This is a genomic window from Streptomyces niveiscabiei, assembly GCF_033794345.1.
Classification (GTDB): Bacteria; Actinomycetota; Actinomycetes; order Streptomycetales; family Streptomycetaceae; genus Streptomyces; species Streptomyces niveiscabiei.
The window spans coordinates 85,939-107,428 of sequence record NZ_JARAYJ010000014.1 but is presented as its reverse complement, the minus strand read 5'-3'; the positions used below and the strand labels follow the sequence as shown (position 1 = coordinate 107,428).

Here is a 21,490-nt window from a genome sequence, read left to right as displayed (position 1 = left end):
AGATCAGCACTTCTTCCCCTTGCACGGCTCCCCGCGCGGAATCGGGATCCTGATGACCAACCCGTCGTTCTTCACGGTCAGTTGGTACGTCTTCGTCGTCGGGTTCGACGGCATGTCGTAGCCCTCGGGGACGTCCTTGACGACCGCGTAGTACGTGCCGGGCGGCAGCGGCCCGAAGAAGCACTTGCCGTTGACCGGTGTCGAGCAGTCACCGACGAGCGTCTTCTTGCCGCCCACGACCCGCCACAGCTGGACGACCGTACTGCCCAGCGGCGTACCGGTCTTGGCGTCGACGGTCTGGACCGTCACCCCCAACTCCTTGACGAGCCCGGCGTCCAGGGTGAGGTTCGCCCGGTTGCCGGGACCCAGCGTCACCGGGTTCGAGCAGCCGGTCTTCTGGTTGACGACCGAGTCGTTGCCGACCCCGCCCGCGTTCTGCTTCGTCCACTGGTAGCCGGTCGGCTTGACGAAGCAGACCTTGTACGAGCCGTCGGGCAGGTTGTCGAAGAGGTACTTCCCCTGCGCGTCCGTCTTGGTCGTCCTGAGCGTCTTGCCGGTCGCCGGGTCGATGAGCTTCACGGTGACCCCGGGGGTGGGCTTCTCGCCCTTGTCCTGGATGCCGTTCGCGTTGTCGTCGTACCAGACGTAGTCGCCCAGCTTGTTGAGCGGCGTGAGCCCCGCGTCGAGCGTGAGGTCCGTCCGGTTCAGCGGGCCCAGCGTGACCGGCGCCGAGCACCCGGTCTTCGGGTCCACGACCGAGTCGTTGCCGGACGCCCCGGCGTTCTGCTTCGTGAACTGGTAGCCGGCCGGTGCCGTGAAGCAGACCTTGTACGAACCGTCGGGCAGGTCCTCGAAGAGGTACTTGCCGTCGGTGCCGGTCGTCGTGGTCTTGACGGTCTTGCCGGTCGTCGCGTCGATCAGCTTGACCGGGACCCCGGACGCCGGCTTCTCGCCCGGGTCCTGGATGCCGTTGCTGTTCGCGTCGTACCAGACGTAGTCGCCGACCTTGTTCAGCGGCGTGAGGCCCGCGTCCAGGGTGAGGTCCGAGCGGTTGGCCGGGCCCAGGGTGACCTCGGCGGAGCAGCCGGTCGACGGGTCGACGACCGAGTCGTCGCCGGTCGCGCCCGCGTTCTGCTTGGTCCACTGGTAGCCGGCCGGCTTGTCGAAGCAGACCTTGTACTTGCCGTCGGGCAGCTGGTCGAAGAGGTATTTGCCGTCGGTGCCGGTCGTCGTGGTCTTGATCGTCTGGCCGGTCGCCGGGTCGATCAGCTTGACGGTGATCCCGGAGGCCGGTTTCTCCGTCGGGTCCTGGATGCCGTCGCCGTTCTCGTCGTACCAGACGTAGTCGCCCAGCTTGTTGAGCGGCGTCAGGCCCGCGTCGACGTCGTGGTTGGTGTAGCCGGGGTCACCGACGGCCACCGTCGTCTTTCCGGCGCTGTCCGGCTTGGAGTTGATGTGTGTGTCGCTGCCCGCGTTCGCCTTCGTGAACTGGAGGTCCTTGGGGGCGGGGGTGCCGGGCAGGCCGGAGGTGTCGGCCTTGGAGCGGTCGAAGGTGACGTCGTACGACGTGTTCGGCTCCAGGCCCTGCGGGGTGCCGATGTAGTACTCGCCGTTGGCGTCGGTCGTCGCGGTGAGCTTCTTGCCGTCCGGGGCCGTCAGGGTGACGACGACGCCCGGGATCGGCGGCTCGGACGGGTCCTGGACGCCGTCGCCGTCCGTGTCGTACCAGACCCGGTTGCCGATCTGGACCGGCGGCGGGGCGCTGATCAGCTCCAGGTCGGCGAGGCCGTTGCCCTTGCCGAAGAGGTTCGAGCCGTCGGTCCAGGTCGACTTGATCAGCAGGTTGCCGATGATCGAGCCGCTGTCGTCCGCCCGCTTCCTGGTGGTGGGCACCGAGCCGTCGGCGACCCACTCGCGGACGCCCTGCTCGTACGCCTGGTTCGTCCACGGGTCGAAGGCGGTCGTCCACAGCTTCTTGCGGTAGGGCTGGAGCGCGGTGCCGCCCTCGGTGATCTGGTCGTGGTGGGCGTCGGACAGGACGGTCGTGTCGTCGTAGAACTCGCCGTTGCCCGGACCCTGCTGGTTGTTCGGGCTGGCACCCGTGAACGACCCGCAGGAGCCGTTGTTCTCCAGCGTGTACGTCGACCCCGACACGCACGCCCGCAGCACGTCGCCGGCGGCCACCGACGCGACCTGGGCCGTCGTCGAGCCGTAGGAGTAGGTACGGTTGCCCTGCATGTCCGCGAAGCGGTCGCGGAAGGCCATGATCAGGTCGCCGTTGTCGGCGATCTCGATGTTGGACAGCATGGGCTGCGGCGCGGCGACGAACGTGTGCTCCTCACGCACCGGCACCCGCTCGTTCCACGCCTCCCAGTCGGCGCTCATCTGCTGGCCGACCGTCGTCGTGTCGTCGCAGCGGTAGCCCGACGCGCCGAGGAAGCGGTAGGCGCAGCCCCGGTCGAAGTTCAGCGCGTACGAGGTCAGTTCGCTGAACGAGCCGCCCTTGAACTCGGAGACGTGCGCGCTCAGCTGGGAGGGGTCGCCCCACGCCAGCGTCGGGGTGACGGTCGACTCGGCGCCGCACACCCCGCCGACCAGCACGCGCTTGCCGCGCACGCCGATGCCGTACGGGTGCCAGTCGCCGACGCAGGACGCCGGCTTCGGGATGTCGTACGAGGCCGGCGTACCGGCCTTGACGTCGTCGCCGGTGCCGTTGATCGGCACGGTGTACAGCTTCGAGTCGTTCAGGTTGACGGCGTACAGCGTCTTGCCGTCGCCGGAGACGTCGACGTCGCCGAGGCCCTCGCGGCCGACCTTGCTGTAGATGACGTCGTCGTGGAGGTAGTTGCCGGTCGCGTCGTGCGGGGTGAGGGCGCCGGGCAGGGTGGTGAACGTCGTCACCGCCGTGCTGGTGCTGTTGTAGCGGTAGATCGCGTTGACGGGTCCGGCCGGGCCGTACTCGGTGTGCCGCTTCACCGAGGTGCCCATGAAGACGTTGCCGGAGCGGTCGGTGCCGATGCCGAAGACGGCCTGCTGCTTGGTGTTGTCGGTGAGCTGGGTGACCGTGCCGCCGGGCGAGGTGTTCGTGAGGTTGCCGTCGAACTGCATCAGGCCCTGCATGCCGGTCGCGTCACCCTTGGCGAGGCCCGCCGTGACCAGCGTCGGGGTCTCGGGGTAGTAGACGTCCGGCTCCCAGAAGCCGGTGGTGTACGTGGCGTCCGTGCCGCCCGAGACGTCCACGAACCCGGTGTTCGAGCGGATCACGTCGGCGCCCGTGCCGAGGCCCGCGATCGCCGGCTGGTAGGTGGCCGTGTCGGGGTTCCGCACCTCGATCCGGTACTTGCCTCCGGTCAGCGCCGAGGACGCCGGGGTGAAGGTCGCGAGCCCGTCCGCGTCGGTCGTCGCCGTCAGCTTCTGGCCCGCGTCGTCCGTCAGGGTGACGGTCACGCCCGCCATGCCGGGCTCCAGGGCGCTGTCGTACGCGCCGTCGGCGTTCACCTCGGTGACGACCCGTACGGTCACCGTGCCGTCGCCGGCGCCCTTGGCCCGCGCCGGGCCCGAGGCGGTGGACGCTGCCTGGGCGACGGGTGCGCCGGCCGTGCACACGGCCAGCACGAGGCCGACGGCGATCCGCCGCCGGACCCGTCTCCGCAGTGTTTCCTTGCGCATGCTGCTCCTCGTCTCATGGAGTCTCATGAAGAACCACTCACCCCATATAGGCACATAAAGGGCGAATATGATCAATTCGGGCAGGTGAGGGCCGGGCATCGGAGTGACCGTCACCGGAAGGCCGTCGCGGGGGCGTTGTCAGTGCCGGGTGGCAGGCTGATGACCATGGACGAGACGGAGTTCATGCGCGGCAGGGTCTACGGCGCGGACCACGAGGACGCGGGGCCTCGGCAGGGCAGGCGTTACGCCGAACTGGTGGGCGGCCCGCTGGACGGGCTGCTGCTGGACGTGACGGAGCGGGCGGAGGCTGCGGGGGAGGTGGCGCTGGCCACGGAGATAGGGCGGTATGGGCCGGGAGGGCGGTCGGTGTACGTGGGGGAGGGGCGGCGGCTGGAGTGGCGGGGGGATCTTCCCGGGGTGCGGTGAGTCCGAAAACTCGCTCTTGAAAGCCTGAACTCCCAGTAGGCAAGGGCCAGTTCAAGCCGTTGATTTGATGCACTCATGACAATGAGTGGCACTCGGTGTCAGTCTTCTGTCTCGCGTTCACCGTTTCTTCACGTCCGCATCAGGCGACACCCCCCACCTGCGTTCCGTCCGCCACGGCCTCTCGACCAGAGGCCGACCGCAGAAGGAGACCCCTTTGCCTCGGCGACCCCGACTCCTCCCCCAGCGCAGACGCGCTGCTCTGCTCGCCCTCACCGCCGCCGGCGCCCTGCTGGCCGTCGGCACCCAGACCGGCGGCGCCACGGCCGCGCCCGACGCCACCGGCCCGAAGAAGATCAGCGCGATACCCCGCGCGGGTGCCGCGCAGCTCGCCCTGACACCCGCTCAGCGCACGAGCCTCCTCAAGAGCGCCACCGCCTCGGCCGCGACCACCGCCCGCAGCCTCGCCCTCGGCGCCCAGGAGAAACTCGTCGTCCGCGACGTCATCAAGGATGCCGACGGCACCGTCCACACCCGCTACGAGCGCACCTACGCCGGCCTGCCCGTCCTCGGCGGCGACCTCGTCGTGCACACCGCGACCAGCGGCCGTACGACGACGTCCAAGGCGTACGAGGCGAAGCTCGCCGTCCCCACCCTCACCCCGAAGATCTCCGCCGCGACCGCCGCGGGCAAGGCGCTCGGCGCTGCGAAGAACGCCGACGTGGCCAAGGGCGAGACCGAGAAGGCGCCCCGGCTCGTCGTCTGGGCCGGCGAGGGCAGGCCGGTCCTCGCCTGGGAGACCACCGTCCACGGCACCCAGGCCGACGGGACCCCCAGCGAGCTGCGCGTCGTCACCGACGCGGCCTCCGGCAAGCAGCTCGTCGCCGAGGAGGAGGTCCACACCGGCACCGGCACCGGCCAGTACAACGGCACGGTCCCGCTCGGCTCGACGCTGTCCGGATCGACGTACCAGCTCGTCGACGGCGACCGCGCCGGCCACCGCACCTACGACCTCAATCAGGGCACCTCCGGCACCGGCACCCTCTTCACCGACGCCGACGACGTCTGGGGCAACGGGCTGCCGAGCAACCGGCAGACCGCCGGTGTGGACGTCGCGTTCGGCGCGGCGGCCACCTGGGACTACTACAAAGAGGTCTTCGGCCGCAACGGCATCCGCAACGACGGCGTCGCCGCCTACAGCCGCGCCCACTACGGCAGCTCCTACGTCAACGCGTTCTGGCAGGACTCCTGCTTCTGCATGACGTACGGCGACGGCGCGGGCAACAACAACCCGCTCACCTCCCTCGACGTCGCCGCGCACGAGATGACCCACGGCGTCACCGCCGCCACCGCGAACCTCGACTACTCCGGTGAGTCCGGCGGCCTCAACGAGGCGACCTCCGACATCTTCGCCGCCGCCGTCGAGTTCTACGAGAACCTCCCCGCCGACCCCGGTGACTACCTCGTCGGCGAGAAGATCAACATCAACGGCGACGGCACACCGCTGCGGTACATGGACAAGCCCTCCAAGGACGGCTCCTCGCACGACTACTGGAGCTCCGCCCTCGGCGGCGTCGACGTCCACTACTCCTCAGGGCCCGCCAACCACTTCTTCTACCTGCTGAGCGAGGGCAGCGGCGCCAAGACCATCAACGGCGTCTCCTACGACAGCCCCACCTCCGACGGCAAGCCGGTCACCGGCATCGGCATCCAGAACGCCGCGAAGATCTGGTACCGGGCGCTGACGACGTACATGACGTCCTCCACGAACTACGCGGGCGCGCGCGCCGCCACGCTGTCGGCGGCCACCGACCTCTTCGGCGCCTACAGCCCGACCTACCTCGCCGTCGCCGACGCCTGGGCCGGGATCAACGTCGGCAGCCGCATCGCCCTCGGCGTCAACGTCGCGCCGATCCCCGCGCAGGTCTCCGGGGTCGGACAGAGCGTCTCCCTCCAGGTCGACGCGTACACCACCAACACCGGGTCCGCGCTCACCTACGAGGCCACCGGGCTGCCCGCCGGGCTCTCCATCAGCCCCACCGGCCTCATCTCCGGCGTCCCGACGACCCTCGGCACCAGCGACGTCACCGTCAAGGTCACCGACGGCACCGGCGCGTCCGTCTCCCAGACCTTCAGCTGGCGCGTCGCCAACATCTACGCCAGCTCGACCCGCGTCGACATCCCCGACAACGGGGCCGCCGTCGAGTCCCCGGTCACCATCACCGGCCGGGCCGGGAACGCCTCCGCCACGACCGAGGTGTACGTCAACATCGTCCACACCTACCGGGGTGACCTCACCGTCGACCTCGTCGCCCCCGACGGCACGGTCTACTCCCTGCTGAACCGCGCCGGCGGCTCCGCGGACAACGTCGACCAGACGTTCACCGTCGACGCGTCGTCCGAGACGGTCAACGGGACGTGGAAGCTGCGGGTCCAGGACCGGGCGTCGATCGACGTCGGGTACATCCAGCGGTGGCAGATCACACCGTGACGTCCTTGAAGTGACCGCGCCCGGCCCCTTCTCGGAGGGGCCGGGCGTATCGGTGTCCCCGGGCGGGTTCAGGTAAGGGTGACCTCCCAGGTGTCCACCGCGAAGTGCACCGTCATCCCGTGGCGCGCGTACAGCGCCGGTGCGCCCGTCGTGTTGTCGGTGTCCACGCCCAGGCCCACCGTGTCGCGGCCCAGTGCGGCGAACGTCGCGAACGCGTGGCGCAGGAGCAGTCCCGCGAGCCCTTGGCCGCGCGCTTCGCGCAGGACGCCGATGCTGCGGATCCAGCCCATCGCCGTACGGTCGTTGCGGGCGATCAGGAAACCGGCGTCGCCGCCCTGGTCCGTGCCGGCGATCCACACCAGCGACCAGTCGACCCGCTCGCCGTCGATGTCGTGGAACCACTGCTCGTACGTCCGCGGCTGGAAGTCGAAGTGCTCGGCGAACGTGGCCAGGTAGAGCGCGTGGACGAGGCGCCGGTCCGCCTCGCCGCCGCAGGCCCGCAGCCGTACGCCGCCGGGGAGCTCGACGGGGTGGTCCTGCCCGGGAGAGACGGGCCGGTGCAGGACGTGGTACCGGCGTACGACGTCCCAGCCGCGAGCCGTCAGCACGTCCTGGTCGAGCGTCGCGCGGACGTTGAGGTAGAGGTGGACGACGGCCCGCTCGGCCCCGTTGGCGCGGGCCTTCTCCAGGGCCCTCGCCTCCATCGCGGCCAGGACGCTCCGGCCGGCCTCCTGGTGCTCGGGGAGGACATAGTGGTCGATGTCGATCCGCTCGCCCTGCGACTCGTCCCACAACAGGCCGTACACGACGAGGCGTTCACCGTCGAAGGCGAGCCACGAGTCGTGGGCCAGGTCGGTGTCGGGGTGCTTGAGGTCGGCCTCGACGGTGTGCTGATCCGTCTCGGGCCGACCGACCTCGATCACGTCGATCGCGTTGAGGAGGCCGGTGATCTCGGGGGCGTCTTCGAGGGTGGCCGGGCGTATGAGGTACGGCATGCTGCCAGGGTCCGGGGGCGGGGCGGGGGCCGCAAACGAATTTCGCGCGGGGAGCCGGCCCGGGCGCCGCGGTGTCGCAGGTGAACTTTCGGCGACTCGAACTCCAAGGCGTGGCAATGGAGTTGCCAGCGTGGGGCACGGCGGGGGCAAGTCGTCGGGCAAGGTGGGCTGGGTTCGGTAAAGGCGTCTATCCGCGTAGAACCTCCGAGTGCTGTCATGTGCGCGACCGCCCGGACCGTTGCCGGGCCTTCGTCGGGAGACCTCCAGATGTCCCGTACCACTCGCCCCGTGGTGACCGCCCTCTCCGCCTTCGCCCTCGCCGCCGCCGGACTCACGTTCACGGCCGGTACGGCGCACGCGCAGTCGTGCAGCCAGTCGTACCTTCCCCTCCCCGACCCCTCCTGCCAGCCCGGCACCCTCAACCCCGATGTCACGCAGGACACCATCGGCTCCACCATCTGCGTCTCCGGGTGGACCGCGACCGTCCGCCCCTCCAGCTCGTACACGACCGCCCTGAAGAAGCAGCAGATCGTCGAGTACGGCTACAGCGACACCAGCACCTCCGACTACGAGGAGGACCACTTCATCCCCCTCGAACTCGGCGGCGCCCCCAAGGACCCCGAGAACCTGTGGCCGGAGCCCGAGTACGGCGACAAGACCGCCGGTAACAAGGACACCGTCGAGAACAGGCTCAAGAAGGCCGTCTGCGCGGGCCAGGTCAGCCTGACCGACGCGCAGAACGCGATCGCCTCGGACTGGACGACGGCGCTGTCGAACCTCGGCCTGAGCTGACCCGGCCCGGTGGTGGGGGGTGGTCAGGTCTCCTGGAGCGGCGCGTACGCGTCCGCGGACAGGCCGAACGTCCAGGCCACCCCCTCGCGCGCGGTGCGCGTACCCGGCGGCACCCGCAGCCAGTACACGTTCCGCGAACCGTCCGGCTCCGGCGTGGAGTTGACGACCTCGACCATCACCACGGGCTCGTCGATCCCCATCTCGATCCGCCACAGGACACCGGTCTGATCCCGGTGGACCGGCCGCGCCCCCGAGTCGGCGAGATACCGCTCGTACCCGTAGAACTCCAGCATCACGCGCCGCAGTTCGGCGTTCTCCTCGGCCTGGATGCGCTGCGGCACCAGGGTCCGCAGCTCGTCGAGGAAGCCCGGCGGCACCGGCATCCCCCGCCACGCGCACAGCGCGAACCCGTCGGGGAACGCCAGTGCCGGACCGTCCCCCCGGTCGAGCCGCCCCGCCTCGTCACGGTGCAGCTCGACGGGCCGCTCGCACACGACGGCGACCTTCTCGAAGGCCCACCACCAGCCGGCGCTGCGACAGACCTCGACGAGCCCGTCCAACGGCCCCTCGGCGGCAGGGCGTTCGGCCTCGGACCGGTGCTCCGCAGGTGCCGTCGCCCCGGCCGCCCCGGCGCCCTCACGCCTCGGCGCGCCCCCGGCTTCTTCCGTCGCCCCCGTGACCCCGCCCGCGAACGCCGCCAGCCACGGCGCGTCGTGCTGCCCCAGCAGCGCGTCCAGCAGGATCAGCCGAGCCCGGCCCGCCCGCTCCCGGCCGACCTCCTCCAGGACGCCGTCCCGGATGCGGTCCACCAGCGACTGGGTCAGCTCCCAGAGCCGGCCACCGGTCGCGGACCAGTGCGCGGACCAGCCCTCGGGGCCCAACTCGGCGTGCAGCCGCCGCCGTTCCACCGCCCACGGCTCACTGCGCACCGCCTCGCGGACACTGGCCCCGGGGTCGGTCAGCGAGCCGACCACGGCCACGCCCTCCAGGGGCGAGCCCGCCCACAGGATCCGCTCCGGCCCGGCCAGCCCCGCCCGCCGGTAGGCGAGCCGGACACCCGCCTCGGCCCGCTCCCGGTCCGCCGGCACCGCCGACGCCGCGCAGGCACGCCACTCGTTCACGTTCATCCTCGAAACCCCTCAGTCCGCCACGATCCGCACCGACCCGGGCACGTACTCCCGCTGCCGCACCACCCGGTACCACCCCGCCGGGAGCACGATCGTCGCGTGCTCCTCGTGCAGCACCCGCCCGCCCTTGGGCACATGCAGCAGCATCGGCCCCAACGGCTCCGGCTCCCGCACGAGTTCACCCGGACCCACCACCGCGTGCGCATGCCCGGTCACCTCGCCCAGCGCCAGCACCAGCCGCCCCCGCCCGTCCCGCGCCTCTCTCGGCGCCCGCTCCACATGCCCCGGAACGGCCTCCTCGGCGACGGACACGATCAGCACGTCTCCCTGCCGGTACATGGACACACCCCCTCCAACTCGACCGCGGCACACCTCGCGCCGCCCTCATGACCACGACCGTACGACCCACCACTGACAACGCCCCCGAACCCGCCCCCGGCACCGCGCTGTCAGTGGCGGTTGGTACAACTTGCGGCAACAGGCCACACCCGCCGCGAGCATGGAGCAGCCGCATGACCGTCCACGAGCACCTGAAGACCTTCCACGAGCTGCCGGTGCACGCGGCGCCGCACCCCAAGGACAACAGGCGTCAGCCCGCCGCGGACTCCGTCGCCTGGCGCGTCGCCAGCCACGTGTACGACCACGACCACGAGTGGACGGACGCCTTCGCCCGCTTCCTCGACAGCGTCGACAGCACACAGGTGAAGGCGATCGTGGTCGGCGCCTGGGAGGAGGCGTACGAGACGGACCCGGCGGCCGTCATCGAGGCGATCATCGCCGCCAAGGACCGGCTCCCCGCGCTGCGCGCGCTGTTCCTCGGGGACATGACGTCGGAGGAGTGCGAGATCTCCTGGATCAACCAGACGGACGTCACCCCGCTCCTGACCGCGTTCCCGGAGCTGGAGGAACTGGGCACGCGCGGCGGACAGGGCCTGTCCCTCGACGCCGTGGCGCACCGCGCGCTGCGCCGCCTGACCATGGAGTCCGGCGGCCTGCCCGCCGCCGTGGTGCGCGGGGTCGCCGCCTGCGACCTCCCGGCCCTGGTCCACCTCGACCTGTGGCTCGGCACCCCCGACTACGGCGGCGACGCCGAGATCGCCGACCTGGAGCCGATCCTGTCCGGCGCCCGCCTGCCGAGCCTGCGCCACCTCGCCCTGCGCAACAGCGAGATGCAGGACCAGGTCGCCGCGGCCGTCGCCGCAGCCCCGGTCGTCGCCCGCCTGGAGACCCTCGACCTGTCGATGGGCATCCTCACCGACGACGGCGCCGCCGCCCTCCTCACCGGCCAGCCCCTCACCCACCTCAAGACGCTCGACCTGCACTACAACTACCTCACCGACCCCGTGCGCGAACGCCTCACCGGCATCCTGGCCCCGGCCGGCGTCGACCTCTTCCTCGACGGCGACGACGCGGAGGAGGAAGAGGACGACGACGAGGTGTGGCGTTACGTGGCCGTGGGGGAGTGACACCGATGCCGCCCGCCCCCGCACCGATGCCGCCCGCCCCCGAAGAGGCCCGCGCGCCCGCGTTCACGGTCGTCGGCAACCCCGAGAACCGCCGCGTCACCCTCTTCACCGACGCGGCCCGCGCGGCCGGCCTCCCGGCCCCGCGCATCCTGGCCTGGGCGGACGTCCTCACGGCGGGCGGCGCCGACTTCACCCCCGGCGAACTCGTCCGCCTCGACTCACCCGGCGAGAACCCCCGCGTCGACCGCGCCCTGCGCGCCGCCGACGACCCCACCCGGGTCGAAGGCTCTGCCCGCTGGTACGACGCCTTCCTCGCCGCCTTGGCCACCCTGCGCGGCGGCACCCGCCTCCACGACCCCGACGACCTGGCGGTGCTGTTCGACAAACGCCGCTGCCACGCACGCCTGACGGCGGCCGGCGTCCCCGTCCCGTACTCGCCCGCCACCGACGTCACCGGCTGGGACGACGTCCGCGCCCTGATGCGCGAGCACCGCATGCCGAGGCTCTTCGTGAAGCCCGCGCACGGCTCCTCCGCGTCCGGCGTCCTCGCGATCGAGACGGCGGGCGGCGGCCGGATCCGCGCGACCACGTCCGTCGAACGCGCCCCGGACGGGCGGCTGTTCAACTCCCTCAAGGTCCGCCGCTACGACAGCGAACGCGAGATCGCCGCGATCGTCGACCGGCTCGCCCCGGACCGCCTCCACCTGGAGCGCTGGTTCCCCAAGGCGTCCCAGCGGGCCCGCGCGGCGGACCTGCGGGCCGTGGTCGTCGCCGGACGCGTCACGCACGCGGTGGTCCGCACCAGCGGCTCCCCGCTCACCAACCTGCACCTGGGCGGTCGCCGAGGCGACCTCGACGAGGCGCGCGCGGCGGTCGAGCAGGCGGGGGCGCGCTGGAGCGACGTCCTCGGGGCGGCCGAACAGGCCGCCGCCTGCTTCCCGCGCACGCTGTGCGTCGGCGTCGACCTGCTGCCGGCGGTCGGCTGGCGCGGCGCCGTCGTCGGCGAGGTCAACGCCTTCGGCGACCTCCTCCCCGGTCTCACGGGCCTGCCCGGCAGCGGCGCGGAGGGCCTCGACACGTACGCGGCCCAGATCCGCGCCGCACCGGCCCACGCTCGACGGCTCACCGCGAACCCCGCCCGGAACCACGGAAGAACCACCCATGCACACGCCTGACATGACGAGGATCGTCGGCAGCCACGACCTCCTCCTCGTCACCCTCGACACCCTGCGGTACGACGTCGCCGCCGAACTCGCCGCCGAGGGCCGCATCCCGAACCTCGCCCGCCACCTCCCCGACGGCCGCTGGGAGCAACGCCACGCCCCCGGAAGCTTCACCTACGCCTCCCACCAGGCCATCTTCGCGGGCTTCCTGCCCACCCTGGCCGCCCCGGGCCCGCACCCGCGCCTGTTCGCGGCACGCTTCGCGGGCAGCGAGACGACGGCCGACGGCACTTTCGTGTACGACACCCCCGACCTGGTCTCCGGCCTGGCGAACGAGGGCTACCGCACGGTGTGCGTCGGCGGCGTCGGCTTCTTCAACCTCCGGGGCCCGCTCGGCACGGTCCTGCCCGGCCTCTTCCAGGAGGCCCACTGGGAACCCGAGTTCGGCGTCACCTCACCCCACTCCTTCGAGAACCAGGTCACCCGCGCCGAACAGGTCGTCGCCGGACTCCCGCAGGACCAGCGCCTGTTCCTCTTCGTGAACGTCTCGGCCCTGCACCAGCCCAACTGGTTCCACCTCCCCGGCGCCACCCGCGAGGCCGGAGACACCCGCGCCACCCACGCCGCCGCCCTGGAGTACGTCGACCGGCACATCGGCCGCCTCTTCACCGCCGCGAGCAGCCGCCGCCCCTGCTTCACGATCGTCTGCTCCGACCACGGCACCGCCTACGGCGACGACGGCTACACCGGCCACCGCCTGGGCCACCCCTCGGTGTGGACGGTGCCCTACGCCCAATTCGTCCTGAACCAGGGGGAGACAGCGTGACCACGAGCCCCTACCAGTCGTACGTGTACGCCTACCCCCACAAGACGGCGTACCGGAAACTCGACGCCCGCCCGCCCCTCACCAAGCTCTGGGCGGACGAACCGACGAACGCTCTCTCCCTGTACTTCCACATCCCCTTCTGCGAAGTCCGCTGCGGCTTCTGCAACCTCTTCACCCGCATCGGCGCCCCCGACGGCCTCACCACCGCCTACCTCGACGCGCTCGAACGCCAGGCGAGGGCGGCCCGCGACGCCCTCACCGAACCCCGCTTCGCCACAGCGGCGTTCGGCGGCGGCACCCCCACCTTCCTGACCGCCGCCGAACTCGACCGCCTCTGCGACCTCGCCGAACTCCGCATGGGCGCCGACCTGAAGGCCATCCCCCTCTCCGTCGAGGCGTCCCCCGCGACCGCCACCGCCGACCGCCTCCAGGTCCTCGCCGACCGGGGCGCCACCCGCCTCAGCCTCGGCGTCCAGAGCTTCGACGACACCGAGGCGCGAGCCGCCGTCCGCCCGCAGAAACGCGCGGACGTCGAGGCGGCGCTCGGCAGGATCAGAGACGCCCGCATCCCCGTCCTCAACATCGACCTCATCTACGGCATCGACGGCCAGACGGACGCGAGCTGGCTGAACTCCCTCGACGCGGCGCTCGCTTGGGACCCCGAGGAGCTGTACCTCTACCCCCTGTACGTCCGCCCCGGCACAGGGCTGGGCCGCCGCGCGCCCGACGCCCCCGACCCGGCGTGGGACCAGCAGCGGCTGCGGCTCTACCGGTCGGGCCGCGACCACCTCCTCGCGCGGGGGTACGTCCAGCACTCGATGCGGATGTTCCGCCGCGCGGACGCCCCGGACCAGGGCGCCGACGACTACGCCTGCCAGACGGACGGGATGGTCGGACTCGGGTGCGGGGCGCGGTCGTACACGCGGGAGGTGCACTACTCCTTCGACTACGCGGTGGGGATGAGCGAGATACGCGGGATCATCGACGACTACGTGGCCACCGAGGACTTCGCGCACGCGGAGACCGGCTTCGCGATGGACGACGACGAGCGCCGCCGCCGCTACCTCCTGCAATCCCTCCTCCAGGCCGAGGGGCTGCCCGCGGAAGGACAACGGGAGCACTTCGGGCCGGAGTTGACGCGCATGGCCGAACGCGGCTGGCTGACGGAGACGGACGGCCGGCTGAAACTCACCCCCGAGGGCCTCGCGCACTCCGACGCGATCGGGCCCGAACTCTTCTCCCCGGCGGTACGCCACCGCATGGCCGCCTACGAGAGGAAGTAGCCCCCGCGATGGACCTCACCCTGCTCTACCGGGGCCCGCTCGCCTCCTGCGACTACGACTGCCCCTACTGCCCGTTCGCCAAGCGCCGCGACAGCACGGCCCAACTCCGCGCGGACCGCGCCGCGTTGGACCGCTTCACCGAGTGGGCCCAGCACCAGACCGACGACCGCCTGAGCATCCTCTTCACCCCCTGGGGCGAGGCCCTCACCCGCTCCTGGTACCGCCGCGCGCTGGCCGGCCTCTCCCACCTCCCGCACATCCGCCGCGTCGCCGTCCAGACCAACCTCAGCTGCCGCACCGACTGGCTGACCGACGCCGACCCCGACACCCTCGCCCTGTGGTGCACCTACCACCCCGGCCAGACCCCGTACGACCGCTTCCTCGCGAAGTGCCACGACCTCGCGGCGAAGGGGATCCGCTACAGCGTCGGCATCGTCGGCCTGCCCGAACACCTCGACGCGGCACGGCAGTTGCGCGCCGCCCTCCCCGACCACGTCTACCTGTGGGTGAACGCCGCCGAGGGCCACACCTACGACGACGCCTGTGCCGCCGACTGGACCGCCCTCGACCCCCTCTTCCCGTACAGCCGCCACCCGCACCCCAGCGCCGGACTCCCGTGCCGCACCGGCGAGTCGGTGATCTCGGTGGACGGCGAGGGGACGGTCCGGCGCTGCCACTTCGTCCGCGCCGAACTCGGCAACCTCTACGACGGCTCCTACCGGGCCGCGTTGCAGCCGCGCGCCTGCCCGCTCGCCGTGTGCGACTGCCACATCGGGTACGTCCACCTGGAGACCCTCCCGCTGTACGACGTGTTCGCGGGAGGGGTCCTGGAACGTATCCCTACGGCTGCCGCGCGAGCCGCAGGGTGAGGATCTGGAACGGCCGCAGCGAGAACCGCACCGCGTCGCCGGAGTGCTCCGCCGACTCGCCCTCCAGCGGGCGTTCCAGCAGGTCGGTCACGGTCGCCGAGGCGAGCGGGAAACCGGCCGTGAGGGTGGCGCGGGCGCGCGTGCCCCGGGACTCGAAGAGGCGGACGATGACGTCGCCGCTGCGGTCGTCGGCGAGCTTGACCGCCTCGATCACGACACCGTCGTCATCGACGGCGACCAGCGGGGCGACCGTCGCGGAACCGGGGACGGTCCGCTCGTGCAGGTTGACGCGGTACCCCTCGCGCACCGCGTCCGCGACTTGCGCGCCGATCAGCAGGCCGTAGGACAGGCGGTGCGTGCCCTGGTCCTGGTCGGGGTCGGGGAAGAGGGCCGCGCGCAGCAGGGTGAGGCGGACTGTGGTCGTCGTGCCGCCGTCGGCGCGGACGTCACGGGTGACGTCGTGGCCGTACGAGGAGTCGTTGACCAGGGCCGCGCCCCAGTCGCGCTCGCCGACGTGCAGGTAGCGGTGCGCGCAGATCTCGAACTTGGCGGCGTCCCACGTGGTGTTGGTGTGGGTCGGGCGCTCCACGTGGCCGAAGGGGATCTCGGCGGTGGAGTGCGCGGCGCGGACGTCCAGGGGGAACGCGGCCTTGAGGACCTTCTCCCGCTCGTGCCAGTCGACGACCGTGTCGACCGACAGCCGGCGCGAACCGGCGGGCAGGGTCAGCGTCTGCTCGATCCGCGAGTCACCGAACACGCGGACCACGTGGACGCCGTCCTCGGTCGCCGTGACCAACTCGGCCTCGGTGAGGTCGCGGACGGAGTTGCGGTAGAAGACGTCCAGGTCCCAGGCGTCCCACTGGTTCGGGAAGTCCTGGTGGAGCTGGAGGAGGTTGCCGACCGCGCCGGGCGCGAGGGCCTCGCGGTCGGCTTCGAGGTCGTAGGCGGAGGTGACGAGGCCACGGGAGTCGATGGTGACGCGGACGACGCCGTTGTCGAGGACGAACGTCTGATCAGCAGACTCCGGCCTTACGGGTGCCTCCGGCAGCCCTTCCCGAGGCGCCGCCCCGAACGCCGCCACCCCGCCCCGCGCATGCGGAGCCGCGTTGAACACGACCGTCCCCGCACCCTCCCCGGCCAGCGCCCCCAGCGCCGACCCGATCAGCCCGTTCAGCTCGCCCGCGACCCGCGCGTACGTCTCCTCGGCCTCCCGGTGCACCCACGCGATCGACGTCCCCGGCAGGATGTCGTGGAACTGATGCAGCAGCACCGTCTTCCACAGCCGGTCCAACTCCTCGTACGGATACGGCGCGTTGTGGCGGACGGTCGCGGTGGCCGCCCACAACTCGGCCTCCCGCAGCAGGTGTTCGCTGCGCCGGTTGCCCTGCTTGGTCGCCAGCTGGCTGGTGAGCGTGCCCCGGTGGAACTCCAGGTACAGCTCACCGGACCAGACGGGCGCGCCCCCGTTCGCCTCGTACTCGGCGTGCGCCGTGCGGAAGAACTCCAGCGGGCCCGCCATCTCGACGCGCGGCGCGCCCTCCAGGTCCTTCATGCGCTCGGCGCGGGACAGCATCTCGCGGGTGGGACCGCCGCCGCCGTCGCCGTAGCCGAAGGGGATCAGGGAGTGGTTGGCGCGCGCCTTGTCCTGGAAGTTGCGGACGCTGTGGGCGACCTGGGCGCCGGAGAGGTCGCCGTTGTAGGAGTCGACCGGCGGGAAGTGGCTGAAGATGCGGGTGCCGTCGATGCCCTCCCACCAGAACGTGTGGTGCGGGAACTTGTTCGTCGTGTTCCAGGAGATCTTCTGCGTGAGGAACCACTTCACCCCGGCCAGCTTCATGATCTGGGGGAGGGCCGCGTTGTAGCCGAAGGTGTCCGGCAGCCACATGTCCTCGGTCTCGACACCGAACTCGTCGAGGTAGAACCGCTTTCCGTGCACGAACTGCCGCACCAGCGCCTCGCCGCCGCTGATGTTGGTGTCCGGCTCGACCCAGAGGCTGCCGGTCGGCAGGAACTGGCCCGTCTTCGCCTTCTCCTGGGCGCGGGCGTACACCTCGGGCCGGTGCTCCTTGAGCCAGGCGAGCTGCTGGGCCTGGGACATGACGAACCTGAACTCGGGGTGGTCGTCCATGAGTTGGGTGACGTTGGAGACCGTGCGGGCCACCTTGCGGACCGTCTCGCGCAGCGGCCACAGCCACGCCGTGTCGATGTGCGCGTGGCCGACGGCGGTGACGCGGTGGGCGCCCGCGTGCGCGGGGGAGGCGAGGGCGGGGGCGAGCGCGGCGCGGGCCTGCGCCGCCGTACCGCTGATGTCCCGCAAGTCGATGGCGTCCAGGGCGAGTTCGATCGCGCGCAGGATCTGCCAGCGGCGCGGGTCGTCCGGGGAGAGCTCGTGCATGAGCTGGCCGAGGACGTCGAAGTCCTGGGTGAGTTCGTGGACTTCGCGGTCGACGACGGCCAGGTCCATGCGGCGCAGCCGGTAGACCGGGGCGCCCGGGTCGGCCGCCGGGTCGCCGAGCCAGGGGGCCGGGCCGCCGACCGAGACGGGGACGAACTGCACCTGGTCCTGGCCGGTGTGCATGACGACCGGGTTGGCGGCGGCCTCGATGAAGACGGTGAACTCCTCGCCGCCGAGAGCCTCTTCGGTGACCGGGAGCCAGGTGTTGCGCGGGTTGAGGGCCTTCACGGCGGTGCCGTCGGCCCGGTAGACGAGGCCCTCGGCGGAGAAGCCGGCCGAGTGCGTGCCGAACCCGAGGTCGAGGACCGCCTCCACCGGCAGGCCCGCCCACTCGGCCGGTACGGTCCCCGTCACCTTGAACCAGCTCGTCGTCCAGGCGGGCCCCCACGGGTCGCCGACCTGCACCGGACGGAAGGGAGCGGCGAGCCCCTCGCCGACCGGCACCGGTTCGCCCGGCACGTCCCACGCCTCGACCGACAGGGGGACCGCGCGGGCGTGGACGGCGGGCCGGATGCGTTCCTCCAGCACCCGGCGCAGCCGCTGTTCGGTGACGTCACGGTCGTTGTGCATGTGGATCTCCGTCGAAAATGGGGGAGTTCAAGCGGGGAGTTCAGCCCTTGAGCGCGCCGCCGAGCGCGAACCCGCCGCCCAGCTTGCGGGCCAGCAGCAGGTACAACATGACGACGGGCAGCGAGTAGATGATCGAGAACGCCGACAACTGCCCGTACTGCGTCTGGTCATGGGCGCTGAGGAAGGTGAACACGCTGACGGACGCGGGGAGTTTCTCCGGCGACAGCAGCAGGATGAAGGGGACGAAGAAGTTCCCCCACATGCCGATGAACGTGAAGATGGTGACCACGACGACCCCGGGCCGCATCAGCGGCAGCACCACCCGCCACAGCACCTGCATCGTGTTCGCGCCGTCGATCCGCGCGGCCTCCTCCAGGACGACCGGCACGCCGTCCATGAAGTTCTTCATCAGCCAGATCCCGAACGGCAGCGAGGACGCGGCCAGGAACAGGGTCGTCCCCGGCATCGAGTCGATCAGGTTGACCTGCACGAACATGCTGTAGACGGGGATCATCACGGCGGTGATGGGCAGTCCCGTCGAGAACAGGATCGTGTACAGGAACGGCCGCCGCACCCGCGACCGGTACCGGGAGAGCGGGTACGCGCACAGGATCGACGCCGCGACCGTGATCGCCGTACCGAAACCGCACAGCAGCAGGCTGTTGAGCATCGGGCGGAAGGTCGTGTCGACGTTGAGGACCGCGTCGAAGTTGTCCAGCGTGAGGGTGTCGGGGAGCTTCAGCCGGAAGGTGTTGAGGTCGCTGACCGAGGCGAGGACCATCCACAGCAGCGGCAGGACGTACAGGACGGACACCGCGAGCAGGACGACGTTCACCGCCAACTTGCCTGGTCTCATACGGCGTTTGCGCGGCGCGGCCGGTGCCGTGGGGGCTTTCGAGACGGGCGGGGTGGCGAGGGCGGCGGCCATCAGTCGTCCTCCATCTTGAGCAGGCGGATGTACACGATCGAGAACAGGGCGCCGACCACGAGCAGCACCAGCGCGATCGCCGTGCCGTACCCGATCAGGCTGTTCTGGAAGGCCTGTTGGTACATGAAGATCGGCAGGGTCTCGCTCTTGTTGCCGGGACCGCCGCGCGTCATCGTGTAGATCAGCCCGAAGACCGACAGGGTCTGGAGGGTGATCAGCATCAGGTTCGTCAGGATCGTCGGCCTGATCACCGGGAGCGTCACCCGCCACAGCCGCTGCCAGGCGTTCGCGCCGTCCATCTCGGCGGCCTCGGTGAGTTCGGCGGGTACGTCGTTGATGGCGGCGGTGAACACCATCAGCGAGAACGCCGTACCGCGCCACACGTTGGCCAGGCACACCGCCAGGATCGGCATCGTGTACAGCCAGTTCTGGGTGGGCAGGCCGATCGCGTCGAGGAGCGAGTTCAGCGAGCCCTGGTCGAAGAAGAAGGCGTACATCAGGTACCCGGCGACGACCTCGGGCAGCACCCAGGCCGCGATGACGACGCCGCTGATGAGGGAGCGGACCGGCTTGCTGGCCTTCTGCATCATCAGCGCGAGCGCGAGGCCCAGCGTGTTCTGGCCGACGACGGCCGAGCCGACGACGAACACGAGGGTCAGCTTCACGGCGTTGAGGAAGTCGTCGTCCTTGAACGCGCGGGTGAAGTTGTCGAAGCCGACGAAGTTCGTGCCGGACGTGCCGGTGAGCTGCATGTCCGTGAACGCGTAGTAGACGCAGTACGCGATCGGGCCGGCGAGGAACACGGCGAGCAGGATCACCGCCGGGACGGTCGGCAGCCCGCGCAGCAGCGAGCGGACGACGGGCGCGGGGGCGGCCCCGCGAGAGCGCTTCTCGCGGGGCGCCAGGGGGGAGACGGCGGTCACTGGGTGCCCTCGACCGTGTGGTCACCGCCGACCGCCGACTTGACATCGTTGTCGTACGTGTCTGCGGCCTTGTCGACGGACGCCTGTCCCGTCGTCACCGACTCCATCGCCTTCTGGATCGCCGTCGAGACCTGGTTGTACTCGGGCAGACCCGGGCGGTAGTGGGTGTCGGCGACCAGCGTGGTGAAGAACTTGTTGGTCGGGACGGCCTTCAGGTACTCAGGGTCGGCGGCGACGTCGGCCCGCACGGCGATGCTGGCGTTGATGATGTTCCACTTCGCGGAGTTGGCCTTCGTCTGGAGCGTCCCGGAGAGGAACTTCCAGGCCAGGTCGGGGTTCTTGGCCTTCGCCGGGATGGACCAGGCCCAGCCGCCTGACATGCTGGTCGCGCCGGGCGCCTGGCCGTTCTGGGTCGGCATCGCGGCCGTCCCCATCACCGTGTTCCACTCCTTCCACGGCGTCGGGCTCGTCGTCCCCCAGTTGTTCGGCATCCACGAGCCGTCGATGTCGATCGCGAGCTTGCCCTGCGGGATGAGTTCCGTGCCGACCGTGGTGCCGAAGTTGGCGCCGAGCGCCTGCTCCTTGGCCGGGCCGAGGCCGTCGTTGTAGACGGTGTGCACGAAGTCGAGGGCGTCCTTGAAGCCCTGGCTGCCGACGACCCACTTCTTCTGGGAGGCGTTGTACAGCGAGTTCCCGGCGGCCTGCGTGCCGTACAGGAGCATCTCGAAGCCCTGCATCGAGGACGCCTCGCCGCCCGCCTGGCCGGTGTAGAGGTTCAGCGGGGTGACGCCGGGGAGCTTCGCCTTGACCGTGCGCGCGGCCGTCAGGACGTCCGCCCAGGTCTTCGGCTGCCACGGGACCGCGATGCCGGCCTTCTGGAAGAGCTGCTTGTTGTACCAGATGCCGCGCGTGTCGGTGTTGTCCGGGACGCCGTACACCTTGCCGTCGGCTGCGCCCGTGACCGCGCCCTTCGCCGCCGCCGCGTACTGGGACCAGTCGGCCCACTGCGCGGTGTAGGAGTCGAGGGGCTTGAGGTAGCCGCCCGCGATGTCGGAGTTGATCAGCGCGGTGTCCTCGTAGACCAGGTCCGGGGCGGTCGAGGGGGACCGCATCATGAGCTGGATCTTCGTGTAGTAGTCGTTCTCGGAGGCGGTGACCGGGACCAGCTGGACCTTGGTGCCGGGGTTGGCCGCCTGGAACTCCTTCACGGCGGACGCGAGGAAGTTCGCCTGGAGCTTGACCGTGCTGTTTAGGTTCTGCCAGTAGACGACCTTGACGGTCTTGGACGAACTGCCTGACGACCCCGAACCACAGGCGGTGACAGCCAGTGCGGTGGCGGCGGTGAACGCCGCGGCGGTGACGATTCTCGTGCGCACAGTGGTTCCTCCGGAACGCGAAACCTGGGGGAATGACGAGATGTTCTACGGCTCTTTCCGGCCACGAGGACGAGCGTGTGCGCCGCTCTGACCTGGCCTCGGCGCCACATCACCCGGCCCGTGCGACCGGATTT

Annotated in this window: 16 protein-coding genes; 8 read left to right on the top strand and 8 right to left on the bottom strand. The window is 70.8% G+C overall.

What is annotated here, in order from left to right:
* Nucleotides 1–3 precede the first annotated feature (3 nt).
* A complete protein-coding gene (locus PV682_RS21125) occupies nt 4–3,669 on the bottom strand; it encodes an SdrD B-like domain-containing protein (protein WP_319732051.1) in 3,666 nt (1,221 codons plus the stop codon).
* Between the two features lie 165 nt (nt 3,670–3,834).
* On the opposite strand from PV682_RS21125, the gene PV682_RS21120 reads away from it, so the two are divergent.
* Nucleotides 3,835–4,095: a hypothetical protein gene (locus PV682_RS21120; protein WP_319732195.1), complete on the top strand. Its 261-nt coding sequence runs from the start codon at nt 3,835–3,837 to the stop codon at nt 4,093–4,095.
* A 214-nt stretch (nt 4,096–4,309) separates the two neighbouring features.
* Nucleotides 4,310–6,583 (top strand): M4 family metallopeptidase, encoded by a 2,274-nt coding sequence (locus PV682_RS21115; RefSeq protein ID WP_319732049.1) that lies wholly within the window; start codon nt 4,310–4,312, stop codon nt 6,581–6,583.
* Between the two features lie 68 nt (nt 6,584–6,651).
* Here PV682_RS21115 and PV682_RS21110 read toward each other — a convergent pair whose 3' ends face one another.
* Nucleotides 6,652–7,578 (bottom strand): GNAT family N-acetyltransferase, encoded by a 927-nt coding sequence (locus PV682_RS21110; RefSeq protein WP_319732047.1) that lies wholly within the window; start codon nt 7,576–7,578, stop codon nt 6,652–6,654.
* Nucleotides 7,579–7,845: 267 nt separating this feature from the next.
* On the opposite strand from PV682_RS21110, the gene PV682_RS21105 reads away from it, so the two are divergent.
* Nucleotides 7,846–8,370, top strand: a complete 525-nt coding sequence (locus tag PV682_RS21105; protein WP_319732045.1) for a hypothetical protein — start codon at nt 7,846–7,848, stop codon at nt 8,368–8,370.
* 23 nt (nt 8,371–8,393) lie between these two features.
* Here PV682_RS21105 and PV682_RS21100 read toward each other — a convergent pair whose 3' ends face one another.
* Together PV682_RS21100 and PV682_RS21095 are read right to left on the bottom strand one after the other, a co-directional pair.
* Nucleotides 8,394–9,497 carry a DUF6745 domain-containing protein gene (locus PV682_RS21100; protein WP_319732043.1) on the bottom strand — a complete coding sequence of 368 codons (1,104 nt, stop codon included), beginning with the start codon at nt 9,495–9,497 and terminating at the stop codon, nt 8,394–8,396.
* Between the two features lie 12 nt (nt 9,498–9,509).
* Nucleotides 9,510–9,836: a hypothetical protein gene (locus PV682_RS21095; RefSeq protein WP_319732040.1), complete on the bottom strand. Its 327-nt coding sequence runs from the start codon at nt 9,834–9,836 to the stop codon at nt 9,510–9,512.
* A gap of 173 nt (nt 9,837–10,009) precedes the next feature.
* Here PV682_RS21095 and PV682_RS21090 point away from each other — a divergent pair, with 173 nt between their 5' ends.
* The 5 genes from PV682_RS21090 to PV682_RS21070 are packed head-to-tail and all read left to right on the top strand — an operon-like array spanning nt 10,010 to nt 15,104.
* The gene (locus tag PV682_RS21090) at nt 10,010–10,963 is read left to right on the top strand and encodes an STM4015 family protein (RefSeq protein WP_319732038.1); all 954 of its coding nucleotides are present in this window, start codon (nt 10,010–10,012) and stop codon (nt 10,961–10,963) included.
* A gap of 5 nt (nt 10,964–10,968) precedes the next feature.
* Nucleotides 10,969–12,138, top strand: coding sequence for an STM4014 family protein (locus tag PV682_RS21085; protein ID WP_407705712.1), 1,170 nt, complete (start codon nt 10,969–10,971; stop codon nt 12,136–12,138).
* Nucleotide 12,139: 1 nt separating this feature from the next.
* Nucleotides 12,140–12,952, top strand: coding sequence for an STM4013/SEN3800 family hydrolase (locus tag PV682_RS21080; protein WP_319732190.1), 813 nt, complete (start codon nt 12,140–12,142; stop codon nt 12,950–12,952).
* Nucleotides 12,949–14,235, top strand: coding sequence for an STM4012 family radical SAM protein (locus PV682_RS21075; RefSeq protein WP_319732036.1), 1,287 nt, complete (start codon nt 12,949–12,951; stop codon nt 14,233–14,235). The genes PV682_RS21080 and PV682_RS21075 overlap by 4 nt, the downstream gene beginning before the upstream one ends.
* Before the next feature lie 8 nt (nt 14,236–14,243).
* Complete coding sequence (locus PV682_RS21070; protein ID WP_319732034.1) at nt 14,244–15,104, top strand: STM4011 family radical SAM protein; 861 nt, start codon at nt 14,244–14,246, stop codon at nt 15,102–15,104.
* Here PV682_RS21070 and PV682_RS21065 read toward each other — a convergent pair.
* The 4 genes from PV682_RS21065 to PV682_RS21050 are packed head-to-tail and all read right to left on the bottom strand — an operon-like array spanning nt 15,076 to nt 21,356.
* Nucleotides 15,076–18,129: an alpha-mannosidase gene (locus PV682_RS21065; protein WP_319732032.1), complete on the bottom strand. Its 3,054-nt coding sequence runs from the start codon at nt 18,127–18,129 to the stop codon at nt 15,076–15,078. The two genes, PV682_RS21070 and PV682_RS21065, sit on opposite strands and share 29 nt — an antisense overlap.
* A 40-nt stretch (nt 18,130–18,169) precedes the next feature.
* Entirely contained in the window at nt 18,170–19,057 is an 888-nt protein-coding gene (locus PV682_RS21060) for a carbohydrate ABC transporter permease (protein WP_407705711.1), read from the bottom strand.
* Nucleotides 19,057–19,980 carry a carbohydrate ABC transporter permease gene (locus PV682_RS21055; protein ID WP_407705710.1) on the bottom strand — a complete coding sequence of 308 codons (924 nt, stop codon included), beginning with the start codon at nt 19,978–19,980 and terminating at the stop codon, nt 19,057–19,059. The genes PV682_RS21060 and PV682_RS21055 overlap by 1 nt, the downstream gene beginning before the upstream one ends.
* On the bottom strand, nt 19,977–21,356 hold the full coding sequence (locus tag PV682_RS21050) for an extracellular solute-binding protein (protein WP_319732030.1): 1,380 nt from the start codon (nt 21,354–21,356) through the stop codon (nt 19,977–19,979). Before PV682_RS21050 ends, PV682_RS21055 begins: the two co-directional genes overlap by 4 nt.
* Nucleotides 21,357–21,490: the final 134 nt, after the last annotated feature.